Genomic DNA, 17,938 nt, shown 5'->3' with positions numbered 1-17,938 from the left:
ATAAAAATAAAAAATCAACTCAAACATTAGAGTCAAGAAGTAAAAAAATAGGTAAACTTCACCTAGTCTCCCTTGGATGCAACAAAAACCTAGTCGATAGCGAGATAATGCTTGGTAGGCTAAGCAACTACGAGCTAACGGATAAAATTTCAGACGCCGATGTCATCATTGTAAACACCTGTGGATTTATCGCTTCAGCAAAAGAGGAGAGTGTGCGCACGATCCTTGAGATGGCAGAGGGCAAGAAAGAGGGCTCGACGCTAGTTGTGACTGGCTGTTTGATGCAGCGCTACCGCGAGGAGCTGATGAGAGAACTTCCCGAGGTTGATCTATTTACCGGTGTGGGCGATTATGACAAGATAGATGAAATTTTACTAAAAAAGCAGAATTTATTTAGCCCTGATGTGTATTTGCAAAGTAGCGAGGAGCGCGTAATAACAGGCTCAAACTACCACGCTTACATCAAAATTTCAGAAGGGTGTAATCAAAAATGCAGCTTTTGCGCGATCCCTACGTTTAAAGGTCGCCTAAAGTCACGTTCGCTTGAAAATATCGTAGCCGAGGTGAAAAGTCTGGTGGCAAAGGGCTATTATGACTTTAGCTTTTTATCGCAGGATAGTAGTTCGTGGATGAGAGATAACGGCGTAAGTGATGGACTTATCTCGCTAATAGACGCGGTTGAGCAGATAGATGGCATAAAGAGCGCGCGCATACTTTATCTATATCCTAGCACGACCACAACAAAGCTGATTGAGCGCATAATCGCCTCAAAAGTATTTCACAACTACTTTGATATGCCAATACAACACATCAATGATAAAATGCTTAAGATAATGAAACGAGGCAGTGGAGAGAGTAAGCTAAGAGAGCTTTTAGTGCAGATGAGAGCGGCGCCAAACTCGTTTTTACGCACAGGTATCATCGTGGGTCACCCAGGCGAGGGCGAGGCTGAGTTTGAGGCGCTTTGCGAGTTTTTAGGTGAGTTTAAATTTGATAGAATTTCAGCCTTTGCATACTCACGCGAAGAAGATACTGACGCGTATGAGATGGAGCAAGTCGCCACTAAAACGATCTCGCAACGCCTAAACAAGATAGAAAAAATCATCAAAAAAAGCATAAATGAAAGCTTTCAAAACTGTGTAGGTAAGAGCGTGATCGCTAGCATAGAGGGCGAAAGTAGCGAAGGTGAGATGTTTTTTGGTGCGAAGATGGATATCTGGGATAAGGATATAGATGGTGAAATTTTGATAAACGAGAGCGAGATAGATGACCTTGAAATGGGCGGGCGATATGTCTGCGAGGTGAGTGAATGCGTCGATAGCAAGCTCGTCGCAAAGGTCGTAAAAAGGGCGTAGCTTGATAAAACTGCCACAAGAGTGCTTAAAAATTTTAAAAGGTAGTAAAAATTTGCTTGCATTTTCGCACGGCACGGATAGCACGGCTTTGTTTTATCTGCTGTGCGGACACGGGGTGGAGTTTGATCTGGCTATGGTTGATTATAACCTGCGCACACAAAGCAAGGATGAGGTCGCTTCGGCTAGGGCGCTAGCTAGGGAGTTTGGCAAGGAGATTTATACACACTCTGTGTTTTTAGAGGGTGGAAATTTTGAGAGCAGGGCAAGGCAGGTAAGGTATGAGTTTTTTGCTAAAATTTGTGCCGAGCATGGCTATAAAAATGTCATTTTAGCTCATCAGCTTGATGATAAATTTGAGTGGTTTTTAATGCAACTTGGGCGCGGTGCTGGGCTAAATGAGCTTCTTGGGATGAATGAGTGTGAGCAAAGAGAGCAGTTTTGCCTAGTTAGACCCTTGCTTAAGGTGAGTAAGGCTGAAATTTTAAAGTATTTGCAAGACTCGCAGATAAAGCACTTTTTAGACGCTAGCAACAGCGATGAAAAGTATGCGAGAAATTTTATACGTGCAAATTTTAGCGAGGCGTTTTTAGCAAAATTTGGCGCTGGAGTGGCAAAGAGCTTTGAGCTTTTAGACGCGGATAAAAGGCGCTTGGAGCCAAAAGTAGCGCACCTTGGGGATATGGTTTATACCGTGCAAAATGATCAAAATGCTATGCGCGGTGTGGATAGGGTGGCAAAGATGCTTGGTGTTTTGCTAAGCGGGGCTCAAAGGGCTGAGTGTGAGCGGTGTATATCGGCAAAGACTGACTGTGTTTTGACTGGGCGTGTGGCTGTGGGGTATGGTGATGATAAGCTTGTCATAACGCCGTTTTTAAAGGTAAAAATGGATAAGACCTTTAAAGAGCAGTGCCGAAAGGGCAAAATTCCACCGATAAACCGAGGCTATTTATATAAAAAAGGTGACTTGCACCAGCTTCTGTTTTTATAAAATTTTATAAAAAACTTAATCCTTATAAATGATAAAAATAGGATATATTTTAATAAACATGCCAATGCCAAGCTGCTAGCTTGCGCTAAAAACTTGGTTTTTGCCGTTATTTTTAGCCATATATACGGCTTTATCTGCCTCTTTTAGTAGCTCTTCTTTATTTTTCATATCAGCTTTTGCGCTAGCCACTCCGATACTTGATGAACCTAGCCAACATCCACTTTCGCACTCAACATGAAGTTTTATTATCTTTTTGTATAGCTTATCAGCTAGTTTTTTCGCACCGTTTATATCTGTCTTTGGGCATATTATCAAAAACTCATCTCCGCCATTTCTACATACAACATCATCGGTTCTGACTCCAAATTTTAGTGTTTCTGAAAATTCTCTTAAAACTTTATCTCCAGCATCATGACCGAAGTTGTCATTTATCGTTTTAAAATTATCAAGATCAAGCATGATAATCGAAAATGGCGTATCATCACTTACAAATTTATCCCAGCATTCGCTTAATACATCGCTCATGTGCCTTCTGTTTGAAAGACCTGTTAAAAGATCTGTCATGGCGATATGTTTTAGCTTTTTATTTGCCTCTTCAAGCTCTTTTGTGCGTTGCTCAACCTTTTCCTCAAGCGAGGCTTTAAGGGCTAAAAGCTCTTCATTGTATTTCATTAAAACGCCAAAAATTCCATTAAATGACTTTACAAGGGTGTCTAGCTGCTCGTGATTTACTCCGCTTACCTCCTCGTATGCTTTTTCTGATGTATATCCTGATTTTATAAGACGAATTTGAGCGGACATATTTTTATCGATACCAAGTATATGAAATGTCAGCCACTGCACCAAAAAGTCAAGCAACTCCTTTGCCTCTTGTTTAATATTTTCTGGGTTTAAATTTTGATACTTTTGTGATACTTCTTTGATAAAAATTTTATGCGCACTAAGATGCTCTTTTGCGTGCCTAATATCAACACCGCTCTCTTTCATTATCGTTTCTTCATTTTTAAAATGATATTTAGTGTATTCAAGTAAGTCAGCAAAAATAGGCGCAAGATCTTGTAAATTCGTGCTTTGTAAAGCCAGTTTATTGCCAAGAGTATTGATAATCTCTACCAAATAACGATGCTCGGAATCGACTTGATTTATATTTGTTTCAAATTCTTTTCCCCATGCAAATACTACTTGTTGCGCTATAGACACTCCTTTTTGTAGTGTTTTGGTTTATAATATATTTATAATATGTTAGAGTATCTAATTTTACCTTAAACTTACATATAAATATTTCTATTTTTAAAAATTTAAATTAAAGCTAGTAAAAACTTGACAAATAAAAAAGATTTTTGTATAATCCCAACTTCAATTTTGATTTTGTCTTGTTAGCTCAGTCGGTAGAGCATCTCACTTTTAATGAGGGGGTCGTTGGTTCGAATCCAACACAGGACACCATGGTCGCTTAGCTCAGTTGGTAGAGCGCCACCCTTACAAGGTGGATGTCATAAGTTCGAGTCTTATAGCGACCACCATTTTAGGTGCAGCGGTAGTTCAGTTGGTTAGAATGCCGCCCTGTCACGGCGGAGGTCGCGGGTTCGAGCCCCGTCCGCTGCGCCACTTTTGTCTTGTTAGCTCAGTCGGTAGAGCATCTCACTTTTAATGAGGGGGTCGTTGGTTCGAATCCAACACAGGACACCACTTTTTTGGGTTTATGACCCTTTCGTCTAGTGGCTCAGGACTCTACTTTCTCTATGTAGAAACAGAGGTTCAAATCCTCTAAGGGTCGCCATTTTTTTTAATTATTATTAGGTTTGGTCGCTTAGCTCAGTTGGTAGAGCGCCACCCTTACAAGGTGGATGTCATAAGTTCGAGTCTTATAGCGACCACCATTTTAGGTGCAGCGGTAGTTCAGTTGGTTAGAATGCCGCCCTGTCACGGCGGAGGTCGCGGGTTCGAGCCCCGTCCGCTGCGCCACTTCTTAAACTTTCAATATGGATTTTATTTCAAAAATTTTATGTTTTTCCTAAAATTTAGTTTTTTTGTTGAGCTTAATCAATGTTTCGTTAAAATTTCAAGAGTATAATTGTCTGAAATTATTTTCAAAGGGTAATATATGAATTTTTTTGATGGATTTACTGAATTTGATGCCGATGGCGCTACGGTTAAATTTTATAAAAAAATAGACCAAGATATAACGATAATTGGCTTTGACTCACGCTCTTGTGTTCCACCTGAGCCGATGGTAAATGCTATGGTTGCGCTAAATTTTGTAAAAGATAAACATACAAAAGTTGTAATGATAAACCATAAATTCCCGGCCGGACTTATCCCAAAAATAAAGTCAAATTTTAACATAGAGCGTGAAAATTTAGATGCAGAGCAGGTTAAGTTAACTTTTAGCCTAAAAGATGGTGCTGGCATAAAAGAGTTTGACACAAAGCAAGTTTGCCACGGATAACTCATGCTTTTAAATACATTTGCGCCACCATTTAGATTGGTCGGTGGTTATTTTATAGCTGGAGTTTTGTTTTTGCTTTTAAGCATTTTTGCTTTTTTTAAAGCAGACTTTGACACGCTCACAGCTTTTAATACGGCTGGTTTTATACATATTTTTTTAGTTGGCTTTGTGATGAGTATTATTATCGGAGCACTATATCAGCTTACTTCCGTAATTTTAGAAAGCCCGTTTTTTAGCATCAAGGGCGCATTTATAAATTTATTTATTTTTTGCGCTGGTACTATACTTTTAAGTTTTGGTATGATAGGTGCCAAAATAGGGCTTTTGCATGCTGGTGGAGCACTGCTTTTTATCTCACTTTGTTTTTTTGGCGTGACATACTTTTTGAGCTTTTTTATAAGCAAAAAACGCTCATTTGCGCAAGTTGCGCTACTTATATCTAGTGTTTATTTACTTGTTGGCATTATGCTTGGTTTTTTGCTTGTAATGGTTTTTGCGGGAGCGGTGAGTTTAAATTTTGAAATTTTACTAAGACTGCATGTTTATTTTGTATTAGGCTTTGTGTTTTTTATTATCGTTGGCGTGGCTAGCGTTTTGCTACCTATGTTTGCACTCTCTCATAATGTGAGTTTTTTGGCTAGTAAAATTTCGCTTTGTCTTTTTGTGTTGGCTGGAGTTTTACTTTGTTTTGAGTTTGAGATTTCACTTTTGCTTATTGCCTTAAGTTTTTTTGCTTTTATCTTTCAGGCAGGACTTATAATCAAAAAGCGTGTGCGAAAGGCGTGGGATTATTGGAATTTAAATGTTGTTTTATCGCTAGTTTCGTTAGTGGTAGCCTGTGTTTTTGTCTATTTTGGTAGAACAAATTTTGCTGTTTGGCTTTTGATATATGGATTTTTATATCCTTTTATAGTAGGACATCTTTACAAGATAGCGCCATTTCTTATCTGGTATCACTATGTTTCGCCTTTTGTAGGTAAGGCAAAGGTGCCTTTGTTAGATAATATGATACTTAAAAAGCCAGCTTATGCAGCACTTTGTTTTAACATTTTAGCACTTATCGCTTATGCTTTTAGTGCAAATTTGGCGGTTTTATTTTTAACTATAAGTATTTTTTTGGTGGCATTTAATATGTTAAATTTCTTTAAATATACAAAATTTGGAGCAGAAAATGAGAGATAAAATCTACGCAGAACTAAGTACGATAGTTGATCCTGAGGTTGGCTTTGATATAGTGTCTTTGGGGCTTATATATGATGTTGAAGTGAGTGGCGATAAAGGTAAGGTGACGATGACACTTTCTACTCGTGCTTGTCCACTTCATGAGCTTATCCTTAGCTGGGTAAATGACGCTGTGCTTAGAGTTGATGGTATAAATGAGTGTGATATAGATCTTGTTTGGGAGCCAGAATGGAACATCATGATGGCGAACGAGGCTGTTAGAAAAGCACTTGGAGCGTGATGTGGCTGACGGGAAACTCCCGCCAGTTTTAACTCTCTTTTAAGAAATTTGTAGCAACTAGATCGACTTTGGCTTTGTCGGTATCTTTTTTGAGTGATTTGTAAATTTTTCCCATATAGTTTTCTAAAATTTCATGGTTATTTATACTTTTTCCATCACTTTTTACCTTTATATATTCACCACTTTCATTTAGTTCAAAGGCAAGCTCGTTATCACTTAACTGAAGCTCCAAAAACTCTAAAAGCCGTTCTTGTAAGCGTTTATCAAGTATGGGACTCATAAGTTCTAGTCGGCGCTCCAGGTTTCTTGGCATCCAGTCGGCGCTTGATATATAAATTTTTGGCTCTGCATGTTTGAAATAAAATATACGAGAGTGTTCTAAGTATTTGCCTACTATCGAGCGGACTTTGATATTTTCGCTTTTTCCAGTTACGCCAGGTCTAAGGCAGCAAATCCCACGCACAAGAAGATCTATCTGAACACCAGCATTTGAAGCTATGCTTAGCTCTGTTATAAGGTCTGAATCTACTAAAGCGTTCATTTTTGCGATTATCCTACCATCTTTGCCTTTTGAGGCTTCGGTGCGAATTTTTTCTATGATACGCTCTTTTATTTGAAGCGGAGACATGCTCATAGTTTGTAGGCGACGGTTTTTGTTGTATCCTGAGAGGATATGAAAAAAAGTTGTCGTATCGTTAGCAAATTCCTCACTGCTTGTAAACAAGCTAGCATCGGTATAAATTTTTGCCGAACTACTGTTGTAGTTGCCAGTGCCAATGTGCATATAAAACCTTAGTTTGTCTCCAGCTTGGCGTATAACTTGGCTTACTTTTGCGTGCACTTTAAAGCCAGTTATGCCATAAATCACATGCGCTCCAGCTTCCTCAAGTGCCTTTGCCCAGTGCAAGTTGTTCTCTTCATCAAAGCGTGCTTTAAGCTCAACCATTACTGTTACTTGTTTGCCATCACTTGCTGCATCTATTAGGCTTTGTATGATGGGTGAGTTTTTATCAACCCTATAAAGTGTCATGCGTATAGAGATGACCTTTGGATCTTTGCTGGCTTCTTTGATAAATTTTACCACAGGATCAAAGCTTTCATATGGGTGTAAAAGCAGGGCGTCTTCTTTGTCTATCGCATCAAACATACTGATATTTTCGCCAAATGGCGGAAGAGTTTTTGGTACATAAGGAGGTAGGTTAAGATGGCTAAAATCCTTGTTTGAGGCTATTTGCCAAAGGGCGTTTAGGGTTAGTGGGATATTTGAAAAGTAGATATCTTTATGGAAAATTTTCATGTGTGAGTTTAAAAACTCAAGTATATCCTCATCTGCATTTTGAGCGATTTGCATACGCACAAAAGCCCCTTTTCTTCGTAGTTTTAAGCCCTGTTCTAGCATCATCATAAAATCATCTGCTTCCTCTTCTTCGATGACGATGTCAGCATTTCTTGTTATCCTAAAAGCACACGAGCTTAGTAATTTGTAGCCTGGGAAAATTTCTTCCGCATGACGCTCTACTATCGTGTGAATTGGAACATAGACATTTTCACTAGCTTGAAAAAACCGAGGCAAGGCACGCGAAATTCGTATCATTCCATATTTTAAAATTTCTGGATGTGTATTATCGGCTAATTTTACCGCAAGTGAAAAGCTCAGGTTGTTTAGGTGCGGAAACGGATGGGTGGCATCAACTGCTATGGGGACAATGACTGGTAAGACATTTGAGAAAAAATACTCATCGCATTTTGATTTTAGCGTATCTGTAACTTCGTTATAATCTTTTATAAAAAGTCCAGAATGTTCAAGTTCGGTCTTTGTTTGTTTATAAATTTGCTCGACCTTTAGCTGCTCTTCATGCAAGTAGCGCCGAATTTCTCTAAGTTGCTCTAGTGGGCTTAGCTCATCGCTACCACTTGCAGTGATACCAGCGGCAAAAAGCTGTTTTAACCCAGCAATACGAATCATATAAAACTCATCAAGGTTTGTCGAGTAGATCGCTAGGAATTTTAGCCTTTCTAAAAGGGGTAAATTTTTCTCACATTGAGCCAAAACTCTGCTGTTAAAGCGAAGCCAGCTAAGTTCCCTGTTTATAAATAGGCGTTGAGCCATATTTTATCCTTTTTATTTTCATTTTATCTAAAAAGCACTAAAAATATAAGAAAATTTTGCAAAAAATGATAAATTTGGATAAAATAGCATAGTTTTAATAAAAAATGAGGTTTTTATGAGCGATTATGTCTTACTTGTTGGAATTTTTATAGTTTGTGTCGTGGTTTTTGCGATACTAAAAAAGGTCTCTTTTTAAGCAGACCTTTTTGAATTTTGATAAATATTGCTTTATCAAGGTTTTTTAGTATCAGACATATTTTGCTTCGTCTGGTTTGTATTTACTTTTTATAACTCTTTTTGTTAGGCGTATGCCAGCGGCTGTTCCTATAACCAAAAGTCTTGTTCCTGTACCTATGAGTGTTTCACCGTTTGGCATAGCTGTAAATTTGCCATTTGCGTCTGAAATGCCTACGACATCAGCATTTGTTATCTCCCGAAGTCTTGTCTCTTTTAGCCTCTTAAACCTTACCCAAGAGTATTCTGGAACTAAAATTTCCTCTATGTCGATAGGCGAGTCTTTTTTGTATAAAAATTGCTCGAGCAAATTTTCCATATCTGGACGCACGCTGATAGCGCTAAGGCGTTGCGCAACAAGCTTTGATGGACTTACAACACTATTTGCACCAAGCTTTTTCAGTCGCTCAGTATCGCTTTCATTGTCAGAGTTTGACATCACAAAATATGGCTTATATTTATCCCTTTTAAGCTCTTTTTCGTATAGCCTAACCGAAGCTATTAGGGCGATATTATCAGCGATATTTGAGCTTAAAGTTATTAGCCCTTTTGCACTTGAAAGATGAGCTTTTAAAAAGGCTGTTTGAGTATGCGGCTCAGCTTTGATAAAGTATGGATAGCGGTGTTTTTCAGCTAGTTCAGCTATATCATCTCTGTCGTCAATAACTACAAAGGGTATGTGATTTTCACGAAATTGCTGACTAAGCTCGATCGTATAGAGATTGTGATAACAAATAACGAAGTGGTTTTTTAATCTTGCAATCTTATAAAGCATGTGTCTTTCCTTTAAGACGCTAATAAGTGCGCCCTTTTTTAAGACTTCTACCAAGATACCTATAGAGAAGGTAAATGTTAAAAATCCTAGTAAGATAAATACGATAGTAAAAATTCTACCAGCCGTCGTTATCTCTGAAACTTCGGTAAAACCGACGGTTGTAAATGTCATCCCGGCTTGATAGACGGCATCCATAAGCGTAAAGTTGCTTGTAAAGATGTAGCCTAATGTGCCAAAGAGCATCATTAAAACAACTGAAATAAGCGGTAATCTAAATGGTCTTAGCTGTTCGTAGAGTTCTGTGTTGAGATTTATTTCTGGCTTGCTTGTGCTTTGCCATTGGAGGAATTTTTTTAGCCTTGTTAAAAAAGCCATAAATTCCTCTTTTTATGCCTTATTTTGACTGTTTTTTCATTGTTCTTAGAGTTGAAGCGACTACTTTCACTCTCATTGTACTACCATCTTCTAATGTTACACGGATAGTTCTAAGATTTGGCAAAAATCTTCTTTTAGTTTTGTTGTTGGCATGGCTTACATTGTTGCCTACCATAACGCCTTTGCCTGTTATATCACATCTTCTTGACATATATCTTCCTTAAAAACAAAATTTTTGGCTGATGATAGCGAAATAAACCAAAAAAAACGCTTAAATATATAAAATTTATATAGTTGATTTTTTATCAAATAAAAGATACAATGCGGCATAAATTATCAAATAAAGTTTGAGCGAGTATGTTGGATAAAAAAGATATAGAGCAAATAATCGCAGAATTATCTAAAATTTCTGATAATATAAATAAATATAGTAGCACTTTAAATCAGGAGAATTTAGACGGTTTTGCAGATTTTGTAACCAAAGATAAAAATTTCGCCGCCTTTTTCTTGGCTGTTCTTCGCTCGGCTGATTTTGGTGATATTGCGGTACAAAATGGCAATCCAGCAGCACTTATGAAGAGTATGGATAAGCAGATAATGAGTGCCATTGTTGTGCTTTATTGTGTGTTATTAAAGATACCTAAAAATAGAAAGATAGTAACCCTTAGCGCGATAAAACTTGTTGAAACAAATGCAAAACTTCTTGTGGAGTGGAAAAAAATTCTTAAATTTTTAGGCAAATATGACCAGATAAATTTAAATCTTGTTTGCTATACATTTATAGTAGTTTTTATGCTTGAGCATGCCTTTGAAAAAGAGGCAGAAAGGCTTGGTCAGATACTGGCACTTTCTGATATGAGCTACTATGATGCATTTAAAAATTTATACGATATTGACATTTTTGAAGTTATTTGCACTCTAGCTGGTTTTGATACTAAAAAAAATAGTGAAATCTTACAGTATTTAAAGATGTTGCTTCTTTATAGGTTTGGTAGGCCAGAGTATGCAAATTCAAACTTAACTAAAATTTTAAGCTTTAGCAAAAAACCTAGCTTACAAGATGCGGCACTTTTTAAAAGGGCACTACAATGAAATTTACATTTTCAGATGGTATTGTGGTGCTTAGGCCTGTTGGGTTTTTGGATCTTACAAATGATGACTGGCTAGATGATGAGGATGTGGCACTTATTGTTGCTAAAAATACAAAATGTATGCTGCTTTCGTTAAAAGAAGTTGTGCTGTTTTCTCCTGGCTGGATGACTTTTATAATTGATAAGTTAAAAAATTTAGCCAAGCAGCACGATATAAGCGTGGCTATTTGTGATTATGATGGGATTATGCACGATTTTTTTATAAAAAGCTGTGCAAAGTTTATAAATTTCTCACTTTTTGCCAGTGAAGACTTGGCTAGACTTTTTTATTCACAAAAATTTTATGATGTAAAAAGTGGTGAAATTTTGCTTTATAACGAGCGTATCGAGCAGCGAGAATTTGTTGCTTCAAGGCTTGGTGAGCTTGGATATGAGTTTGGTTCATTTTCTGATAGAGATGAATTTTTAGCTAGAAGCAAAGATGCAAAATATATTGTAGACTCAACTACACACCTTACTGTGCAAAAATTTGATTTTAAAGTTTGTTTTAAAGATGGAGTCGTTATCTATAAAATAAATGGTATGATAGATACTGAATTTATTAATAAATTTGATACCATTTATCATGAACAGCTACTTGTTTGTGGGTTTGAATATTTTGTTTTTTGGGTAAATATGTCAGTAGGACTTAATGCTCATGGTGCAAATTTTATGTTAAAACTTGCGAAAAATACCGCCCAGTACGGTGGCTTAGTTTGTGTTTGCGGTGTAAAAGAGCAAAACATGTCGACTGAGCTCGTGATGAGTTTGTATTCGGCTGGAATTTTACTTTATCAAAATATCGGTGATTTTTTTAATGATGATACAGTTTTATATCGTTCAAAAAACGATACACACGAGTTTTTGGCCAGAAGTGTGACTAAAAATATTATCGACATTTTGCCGTCTGTTATGGGCATAGTGGCTGATGTGTTTGTACCGTTTTATAAAGATCAAATATCTTTGGCAAATACCAAAATAGCGACCTTGCCAGTTTTTGAAAGCGAGATGGTTTTTGGCTGTGCTATATTTTATGAAGAGCTTGGTATGAGATTATTGGTTGGCATAAAGCTAGAAAAAATGCAGGCTATTTGTGCTTTTTTTGGTGAAAATTCTAGTGAAAAAAGCTCTATCGTTAGCTCTTATACAAAAATTTTTAGTATAATAACGGATAAAATTTTATACTTTTTAATGTCAAAAGGTATAAAAGCTAAGCTTGGCATGCCTAGGATTTTTATACAAAATTTCTTTTATGATGATAAAACCAAGGGAGCGCTTTCTACGATAAAAAGCGCAGATGATGAGCTTGGAGTGATATTTTTAAGTAGATAAAAAGGAAGATGATGTATGTAGCACCGAGTATTTTGTCGGCTGATTTTGGAAATTTGCGTGCTGAGATAGAGGCTATTTGTGAGGCTGGGGCGGATTTGGTTCATATTGATGTTATGGATGGGCATTTTGTGCCAAATTTAACTATTGGACCAGTTGTAGTAAATGCCGTTGCAAAGGTGGCAACAAAGCCACTAGATATACATCTAATGGTTCAAAATAACACATTTTTTGCAGATCTTTTTTTGCCGTTAAAGCCTAAATTTTTAACATTTCATATAGAAGAGGAAAAGCACCCTTTGCGGCTAATCGATCATATACGCAAAAATGGGGTCAGTCCTGGCATAGTCTTAAACCCGCACACTCCAGTTTCAAGCCTTGAATACATCATAAATGAAGTAGATATGGTACTTTTAATGAGCGTAAATCCAGGCTTTGGCGGACAAAGTTTTATACCTAGCGTGCTAGATAAGATAAGGCAGTTAAGAGCGCTGATAGATAGTAAAAATGCAAAGTGCCTTATAGAGGTTGATGGTGGGGTTAATGGGCTAAATGCTCCTGAACTTGAAGAGGCTGGCGCTGATATACTTGTAGCTGGAAACTATATCTTTTCATCAAATTCTTATGCGGAGGCGATCCGCGCGATAAAGCTTGAGTTTTGAAGAACTCATTTGAAAATTTACTCTCACTTCTTGCAAACAAAGACCTAGGGTACGAAGAATTTACACAAAAAGCATCGCGAGTTAATGAGCTTGATGAGCTCTTTGATGTGAGCGATATTGATATGTGGCGTATGCTTGGGCTTGATGTTGAAAAATTTGCAGGAAAAGTAGAGTTAAAAACAAGGCTTCGTCCTATATGTGAGCAGGAATTTTGCGTGGTAGATATAGAAAGTACGGGCGGAGTTACTCATGGTCAGATTATCGAGCTTGGAGCGGTTAAGCTAAGAAATGGCATTGAAACAGCTCGTTTTTCAAGCTTTATCTTTGCGCCAGAAGTCCCTGAAAATATCACAGAGTTAACTGGTATAAGCACGCTTGATCTTGTTGATGCGCCAAGTCTTAGGTCTGTAATGGAGCGGTTTCGTCTATTTTTGGGGAGCGCCATCTTTGTGGCGCATAATGTAAATTTTGATTATGGATTTGTGGCAAAATCTATGAAGGAGTGCGGATTTGGTACACTTTTAAACAGAAAGCTTTGTACGATCGAGCTAGCAAGGCGTACCATAGCTTCAGAGCGTTATGGGCTTAGTGTTTTAAAGGATAAATTTAATATACAAAGTGAACATCATAGGGCGCTTAGTGACGCCTTGTCTGCTGCTGAGATATTTAAAATTTCACTTTCTCTTTTGCCACAAAATGTAAAATATACCGAAGATCTTATAAAATTTAGTAAAATGGCCCCAAATTTGCGCATAAAAACTGTTTGTAATGAAGATAAATCTCTAGTTTAGTTTACTTTTTCTGACCATAAACTTTAATGTTAAAAGTAGTGAGAATTTTTTCGCCTTCGCCTTTCATTTGTATAGGAAACTCCGCCTTTATTATGCTTTCGTACTGCTTTAAGGCTTCTAGAAAGTCATAAAATTTTTGCGGTGTTTTTATAGAGGTCACAACGCTTAACTCATACAAGAAAAACTCATGCGTACTGCTTGCATCTGGGATCGGTGTCAGCTTTACATTGTCAAAAAATTTAGATGCAAACTGGATAAATTTCGTTTTGTCAAACATCGTGTCATAAGACTTGATGATAAAGACATTTCCCTCTTTTAGCCCCTCAAGCTCTTTACTTTTTTTATCATGAATACGCTTTACTTTTGAGTAGGCACTCATCACGGAGCTATTTTGTTGTGTTAGCTTGCGGTACTCCTTGATGTTTGGTATGATAAAGCCAAATATCATAATAAAGCAGATAATGATAAAAGCAAGTATAAAAAGCAAAAGCTTTACAAGGTCTATCTTTTCTAGGCTCGTATCTCTTTTACTCATTATAACCCTCTGATTTTTCTAGCTTATTTGTACTAACAAAGCCGTACCAGCCATTTTTTATCTGATAAAAGCTTGTATTTGAAGTTGTAAATATTGATCTTAATGGCGAGGCTAAAAGTTGGTTAAAGACATCTTTTGTTGGCGTTACGCCTCTTATTATAAGCGATGTTCTATCCATTGTAACCTCTTCTAAGGTTATGCTATCAGGCACTAGGTCATAAAGGTTATGAAGGCTTTGTTTTAAAAGGTTGTTTGAGCTATAAATTCCTTTGGCAGCCTCTATTTTAGCAGTCAAATTTGCATCCAGCTCGTCTATATGATTACTTTCTTGAGTAAGTCTAATCTGCTCAGATGTATAGTTTTGTATACGCTGCGCTATATCGTAATTTTTGTATATAATGAAAAAATTTAGCACAACAAGTAAAGCAAAAAGAACACCTATTAAAAATAGCCAAAGTCGGCTAAAGGTGCTTAGTATCGGTCTTAGCTCAGGTTTTATGAAACTGTAACTCATAGTTGTAACTCTTCACACATAAGGTCATTCATAATATGCAGGGTATCAACTGGATATACCGCAGTCTCGACTAAAAGCTCAGCTTGTAGGTATTGCAAAAATGTTGCACTTGTTTTAGCGTTATCAAATATAATGACTTGCTCGACAAATGAGCCATTATAAAGTGGGTTTTTATAAAATTCCTTTATCGCTGAGGTAATATATTTAAACATATTCATGTCTTTACCAAATATTGTAACAGAGACCGCCACATCGCTTGAAGCAGGCATATTTATGTCGTAGTTTAGATCCTCAAATTCCTCTTGTTTAAAGCCATCATCAAAAAGCTCATCAAGGCTTTTGAAATCATCAAGAGAATTTATCTCCTCCTCTTCTTTGATGATTAGATCTTCAATATCTGAAATTTTTTCCTCTTTAAAAATTTCAGTTGGCGTTTGCTGCTCTATCTTGTCGATTTTGTAAAATGTCGCGAATTTTAGCTTTTGATCGCTCACTATGGCTATAGCTGCACTATCTTGATGGTTATAGATATAAAGGGTGGTTTTTTCAGAAATTCCACGCTTTAAAAGTTGCGTATAAAGTAGGGCGATAGGCGAGTAAAGCAAATCTATGCTTTGTTTGCCAAATGCATCACGAGCTTTTGAGATACCTAAAATATCAGCATAAATGCTAAACTCATCAGCTATACCAAGGCTCGTTACTCCGTCATTTTTTATATTAAATTTTTTAAATTCATCCATTTTTAGGGTTGGAAGCGCACCTTGAAAGCTATCATTATAAAAAAGTGCGATATATACTGCGTAAAAGCTATCTTCTTGGCGTTGCACATATAGCTTTACTTTGTCATCGATATTGTATGGGTCTATGTCTGTAAATTTTGCGTTTAGAGTTTTTATGACCTTGCCATTTTTAAAGACACGCCCATAAAATACGCACTCCGTCCCCTCTATCACAACGCTTAGAAAAAGGTTAGAAAATAGCCTACGAATAGAAAAAGCCATACCGCTCCAAAGGTTAAAAATTTGTTTATATTATCCAAAAACGCATTAAAAAGAATTAAATTTAACCATTATTTGCCCAAATTTTCAAGTAAAACGCATGCTTGTTTATATTCAAGCTCGCAACTTTTCTTAAAAAGTTCAAGCGCTTGGCTAAAATTTTGTCTATCTTGCACATAAACTAACATAGCTTGATTATAGCACCCAACGCCATCGTTACTAGCGCAACCAAGCTTATAATAAGCAAGTGCTTTTTGGCTATCTTTTTTCTCATCTATCAATCCGTGTTCATAAATTTGCCCTAAATTTGAGCAAGCAGTAGCTAGCCCAAGATCGCAAGATAGTGCATAAAATTTCGCAGCTAGTTCAAAATTTTTAAGGCTTGAATGAGCGACAGCCACATTGTTGCAAATCACGCTATCACGCTCATCTTCGCATTTTTGCTCATTTTGTTTTAGCTCTAGTTTAGCCTTTTCTTCTAAAATTTCTTCATCACTTTTTATAATCCCAAATGTCAAAATGCTTTGCCACGAGCATCCACTAAAGGCAATGAGACAAAAGAAAAGAGTTATAAACTTAAGTTTCATTATCTAATGCCCAGCTTTATCCCAAGTCGCTTCATATGAGAGCAGGCACGCTCAAGACCACGGTAGCAAGCAACTTTATAAATTCCATGTGCTCTTGCTTCATCTTTTGTAACCCCAAGTCCTAGCTCATACATCGAACCGATACTCGCACAACTTGTTATGTCGCCAAGATCACAAGCATTTTTATACGCCTTGTGTGCCTCGTAGTAATCTTGTTTGACATATTCGCCCTTGCGGTAGATATTTGCTAAATTATAGCAAGACAGCGAGCCTCCGTTGTTGCAAGATGTTTTATAGATATCTATGGCTTTTTGTGGGTCTTTTTTTGTTCCTTTGCCATTTTCGTACATGTTTCCAAGGTTGGCGCAGCCTATCTCAACAGCACCATCACATGACTTTTTGTAGGCTTGAAAAGCTAGCTCATTTTCGCTTAAAAATTCATAATTTACCCCAAGGTCGTTGCAGGCTTTCATATCGCCTTGCTCGCATTGTGGCAAGAGTAGGGTGACGGCATTGCGTGATACTTCTATTTTATCTATAGGTTGTTTATCTTGGGTAACATTTTGTTCTGGTTGAGTCTCTTTTAAAGGCTCATCTGCCTCATGCTCTTGTGATGTTTGCTCAGTTGGTATAGTGCTTGGAGTTTGCTTAGTCCTTGCATCATAGACATTTGTCAAAGAACATCCGCTAAATAGTAAAAATATAAAAAGGGTTAAAAATTTTTTCATCTATTTTCCTAAAATATAGTAAGTTTTCTCGTTTACTTTTTCAAGGCTTAGCTTGTTTTTCTCAGCCCATTTTGCAATAATCTCATCAACCGCACTCTTTATCTCGGCAACAGTGGCTGTATTTTTTATCTTTAGCCTATCAACTGAACCGCTCATGGCAACAAAGCAAAGATGTGGCTTTAGATGATCACTTAATGCTATAACGCTTTGTGCGCTCAATCCATCGGTGTTGTTAAAAATTCTCTCAAGTTTTGACAAATTTGCCTCATCGTTGTTGTAGCCAAGTTGTGTTAAAAGTGCAATTCTATCCATTTTTGTTCCTTTGGGTGAAATTGTTTTTATAATTATATTGAGTTAATATCATTTTTATCTTAAATTTGCTTTTTAAATTCTATTGATTTAAGATTTTTTAGATAAAATTTGCCAAATTTTAGTAAGGTTTGCGATGAAAAATTTTATTATTTTTATCTTTTTATTAGTTTTTTCTGGCTGTTTTATGGTTCAAAAAACCCAAGATGAGCTTGTGCAAGAAGATATTTTAGAACAAACTGATCCAAAAATAGCCGAGCTAAAAGAGGCTTTTAAGCTTCATGAAGATAAAAAATATGCCAGCGCACTTAATATCTTTAAACATAAGGCTGATAGCGGAAATGATGAGGCTATGTATATGATGGGTGTTTATAATATCAAGGGCTATGCTGGCAGTCGCGACTATGCAGCAGCCCTTCATTACTTTAAACTGGCTGGATTTAATGCAAATGCAAAGGCACTTCGCATGGCTGGATATATGTATGAAAATGGTATGGGGACAAAAAAGATCACAAAAAAGCGGTTAGATATTACGAACTGTCAGCACAAGCTGGCGAGATGCTTGCAAATTTAAGTCTTGGCGAGTTTTATCTATTGCAAGGTGAGA

Annotated in this window: 20 protein-coding genes and 7 tRNA genes; 17 read left to right on the top strand and 10 right to left on the bottom strand. The window is 37.0% G+C overall.

The window, feature by feature from the left end:
* Positions 1 to 47: 47 nt before the first annotated feature.
* Together rimO and tilS are read left to right on the top strand one after the other, a co-directional pair.
* Positions 48 to 1,355, top strand: a complete 1,308-nt coding sequence (rimO, locus tag LQV35_RS04355) for a 30S ribosomal protein S12 methylthiotransferase RimO (RefSeq protein WP_230056747.1) — start codon at positions 48 to 50, stop codon at positions 1,353 to 1,355.
* Between the two features lies 1 nt (position 1,356).
* A complete protein-coding gene (gene tilS / locus LQV35_RS04350; RefSeq protein WP_230056627.1) occupies positions 1,357 to 2,343 on the top strand; it encodes a tRNA lysidine(34) synthetase TilS in 987 nt (328 codons plus the stop codon).
* Positions 2,344 to 2,418: 75 nt separating this feature from the next.
* On the opposite strand, the gene LQV35_RS04345 is transcribed toward tilS, so the two are convergent.
* Positions 2,419 to 3,543: a GGDEF domain-containing protein gene (locus tag LQV35_RS04345; RefSeq protein ID WP_268250083.1), complete on the bottom strand. Its 1,125-nt coding sequence runs from the start codon at positions 3,541 to 3,543 to the stop codon at positions 2,419 to 2,421.
* A 170-nt stretch (positions 3,544 to 3,713) separates the two neighbouring features.
* On the opposite strand from LQV35_RS04345, the gene LQV35_RS04340 reads away from it, so the two are divergent.
* From LQV35_RS04340 to LQV35_RS04295, 10 genes are all read left to right on the top strand, one after another.
* Positions 3,714 to 3,789, top strand: a tRNA-Lys gene (locus LQV35_RS04340).
* 1 nt (position 3,790) lies between these two features.
* Positions 3,791 to 3,866 (top strand) — tRNA-Val (locus LQV35_RS04335).
* A gap of 8 nt (positions 3,867 to 3,874) precedes the next feature.
* Positions 3,875 to 3,951: transfer RNA gene (locus tag LQV35_RS04330), tRNA-Asp, on the top strand.
* Positions 3,952 to 3,956: 5 nt separating this feature from the next.
* Positions 3,957 to 4,032: transfer RNA gene (locus LQV35_RS04325), tRNA-Lys, on the top strand.
* A gap of 15 nt (positions 4,033 to 4,047) precedes the next feature.
* Positions 4,048 to 4,123 (top strand) — tRNA-Glu (locus tag LQV35_RS04320).
* A 24-nt stretch (positions 4,124 to 4,147) separates the two neighbouring features.
* Positions 4,148 to 4,223, top strand: a tRNA-Val gene (locus LQV35_RS04315).
* An 8-nt stretch (positions 4,224 to 4,231) separates the two neighbouring features.
* Positions 4,232 to 4,308, top strand: a tRNA-Asp gene (locus LQV35_RS04310).
* Positions 4,309 to 4,447: 139 nt separating this feature from the next.
* The gene (locus LQV35_RS04305; protein ID WP_230056625.1) at positions 4,448 to 4,792 is read left to right on the top strand and encodes a hypothetical protein; all 345 of its coding nucleotides are present in this window, start codon (positions 4,448 to 4,450) and stop codon (positions 4,790 to 4,792) included.
* A gap of 3 nt (positions 4,793 to 4,795) precedes the next feature.
* Entirely contained in the window at positions 4,796 to 5,974 is a 1,179-nt protein-coding gene (locus LQV35_RS04300; protein ID WP_230056624.1) for a peptidase M50, read from the top strand.
* Positions 5,964 to 6,254 (top strand): metal-sulfur cluster assembly factor, encoded by a 291-nt coding sequence (locus tag LQV35_RS04295; protein WP_230056623.1) that lies wholly within the window; start codon positions 5,964 to 5,966, stop codon positions 6,252 to 6,254. Before LQV35_RS04300 ends, LQV35_RS04295 begins: the two co-directional genes overlap by 11 nt.
* A gap of 28 nt (positions 6,255 to 6,282) precedes the next feature.
* Here the strand turns inward: LQV35_RS04295 and LQV35_RS04290 are convergent, their stop codons facing one another.
* The 3 genes from LQV35_RS04290 to rpmB all read right to left on the bottom strand — a co-directional run bounded on the left by LQV35_RS04290 (position 6,283) and on the right by rpmB (position 9,959).
* A complete protein-coding gene (locus LQV35_RS04290; protein WP_230056622.1) occupies positions 6,283 to 8,364 on the bottom strand; it encodes an RNA degradosome polyphosphate kinase in 2,082 nt (693 codons plus the stop codon).
* A 247-nt stretch (positions 8,365 to 8,611) separates the two neighbouring features.
* Positions 8,612 to 9,748: a potassium channel family protein gene (locus LQV35_RS04285; RefSeq protein WP_230056621.1), complete on the bottom strand. Its 1,137-nt coding sequence runs from the start codon at positions 9,746 to 9,748 to the stop codon at positions 8,612 to 8,614.
* 19 nt (positions 9,749 to 9,767) lie between these two features.
* Positions 9,768 to 9,959, bottom strand: coding sequence for a 50S ribosomal protein L28 (rpmB, locus tag LQV35_RS04280; RefSeq protein WP_230056620.1), 192 nt, complete (start codon positions 9,957 to 9,959; stop codon positions 9,768 to 9,770).
* 149 nt (positions 9,960 to 10,108) lie between these two features.
* Here rpmB and LQV35_RS04275 point away from each other — a divergent pair, with 149 nt between their 5' ends.
* The 4 genes from LQV35_RS04275 to LQV35_RS04260 are packed head-to-tail and all read left to right on the top strand — an operon-like array spanning position 10,109 to position 13,660.
* A complete protein-coding gene (locus tag LQV35_RS04275; RefSeq protein ID WP_230056619.1) occupies positions 10,109 to 10,840 on the top strand; it encodes a hypothetical protein in 732 nt (243 codons plus the stop codon).
* Entirely contained in the window at positions 10,837 to 12,210 is a 1,374-nt protein-coding gene (locus tag LQV35_RS04270) for a hypothetical protein (protein ID WP_230056618.1), read from the top strand. Before LQV35_RS04275 ends, LQV35_RS04270 begins: the two co-directional genes overlap by 4 nt.
* A gap of 11 nt (positions 12,211 to 12,221) precedes the next feature.
* On the top strand, positions 12,222 to 12,869 hold the full coding sequence (gene rpe / locus LQV35_RS04265; protein ID WP_230056617.1) for a ribulose-phosphate 3-epimerase: 648 nt from the start codon (positions 12,222 to 12,224) through the stop codon (positions 12,867 to 12,869).
* On the top strand, positions 12,866 to 13,660 hold the full coding sequence (locus LQV35_RS04260) for a 3'-5' exonuclease (protein WP_230056616.1): 795 nt from the start codon (positions 12,866 to 12,868) through the stop codon (positions 13,658 to 13,660). The genes rpe and LQV35_RS04260 overlap by 4 nt, the downstream gene beginning before the upstream one ends.
* Before the next feature lies 1 nt (position 13,661).
* On the opposite strand, the gene LQV35_RS04255 is transcribed toward LQV35_RS04260, so the two are convergent.
* From LQV35_RS04255 to LQV35_RS04230, 6 genes are all read right to left on the bottom strand, one after another.
* Positions 13,662 to 14,195, bottom strand: a complete 534-nt coding sequence (locus tag LQV35_RS04255; protein WP_230056615.1) for a hypothetical protein — start codon at positions 14,193 to 14,195, stop codon at positions 13,662 to 13,664.
* Positions 14,188 to 14,709, bottom strand: a complete 522-nt coding sequence (locus tag LQV35_RS04250) for a hypothetical protein (protein WP_230056614.1) — start codon at positions 14,707 to 14,709, stop codon at positions 14,188 to 14,190. Before LQV35_RS04250 ends, LQV35_RS04255 begins: the two co-directional genes overlap by 8 nt.
* On the bottom strand, positions 14,706 to 15,710 hold the full coding sequence (locus LQV35_RS04245; RefSeq protein ID WP_230056613.1) for a hypothetical protein: 1,005 nt from the start codon (positions 15,708 to 15,710) through the stop codon (positions 14,706 to 14,708). Before LQV35_RS04245 ends, LQV35_RS04250 begins: the two co-directional genes overlap by 4 nt.
* A gap of 68 nt (positions 15,711 to 15,778) precedes the next feature.
* Complete coding sequence (locus tag LQV35_RS04240; RefSeq protein WP_230056612.1) at positions 15,779 to 16,294, bottom strand: tetratricopeptide repeat protein; 516 nt, start codon at positions 16,292 to 16,294, stop codon at positions 15,779 to 15,781.
* The gene (locus tag LQV35_RS04235; RefSeq protein ID WP_230056611.1) at positions 16,294 to 17,022 is read right to left on the bottom strand and encodes a tetratricopeptide repeat protein; all 729 of its coding nucleotides are present in this window, start codon (positions 17,020 to 17,022) and stop codon (positions 16,294 to 16,296) included. The genes LQV35_RS04240 and LQV35_RS04235 overlap by 1 nt, the downstream gene beginning before the upstream one ends.
* Positions 17,023 to 17,334 (bottom strand): type II secretion system protein, encoded by a 312-nt coding sequence (locus tag LQV35_RS04230; RefSeq protein WP_230056610.1) that lies wholly within the window; start codon positions 17,332 to 17,334, stop codon positions 17,023 to 17,025.
* Between the two features lie 133 nt (positions 17,335 to 17,467).
* Between LQV35_RS04230 and LQV35_RS04225 the strand changes: the two genes are divergently transcribed.
* The gene (locus LQV35_RS04225) at positions 17,468 to 17,905 is read left to right on the top strand and encodes a tetratricopeptide repeat protein (protein WP_230056609.1); all 438 of its coding nucleotides are present in this window, start codon (positions 17,468 to 17,470) and stop codon (positions 17,903 to 17,905) included.
* Positions 17,906 to 17,938 lie beyond the last annotated feature (33 nt).

This window comes from Campylobacter suis (genome assembly GCF_905120475.1).
Lineage (GTDB): Bacteria > Campylobacterota > Campylobacteria > Campylobacterales > Campylobacteraceae > Campylobacter_A > Campylobacter_A suis.
The sequence above is the reverse complement of the archived record's forward strand: the minus strand, read 5'-3'. Positions and strand labels throughout refer to the sequence as shown.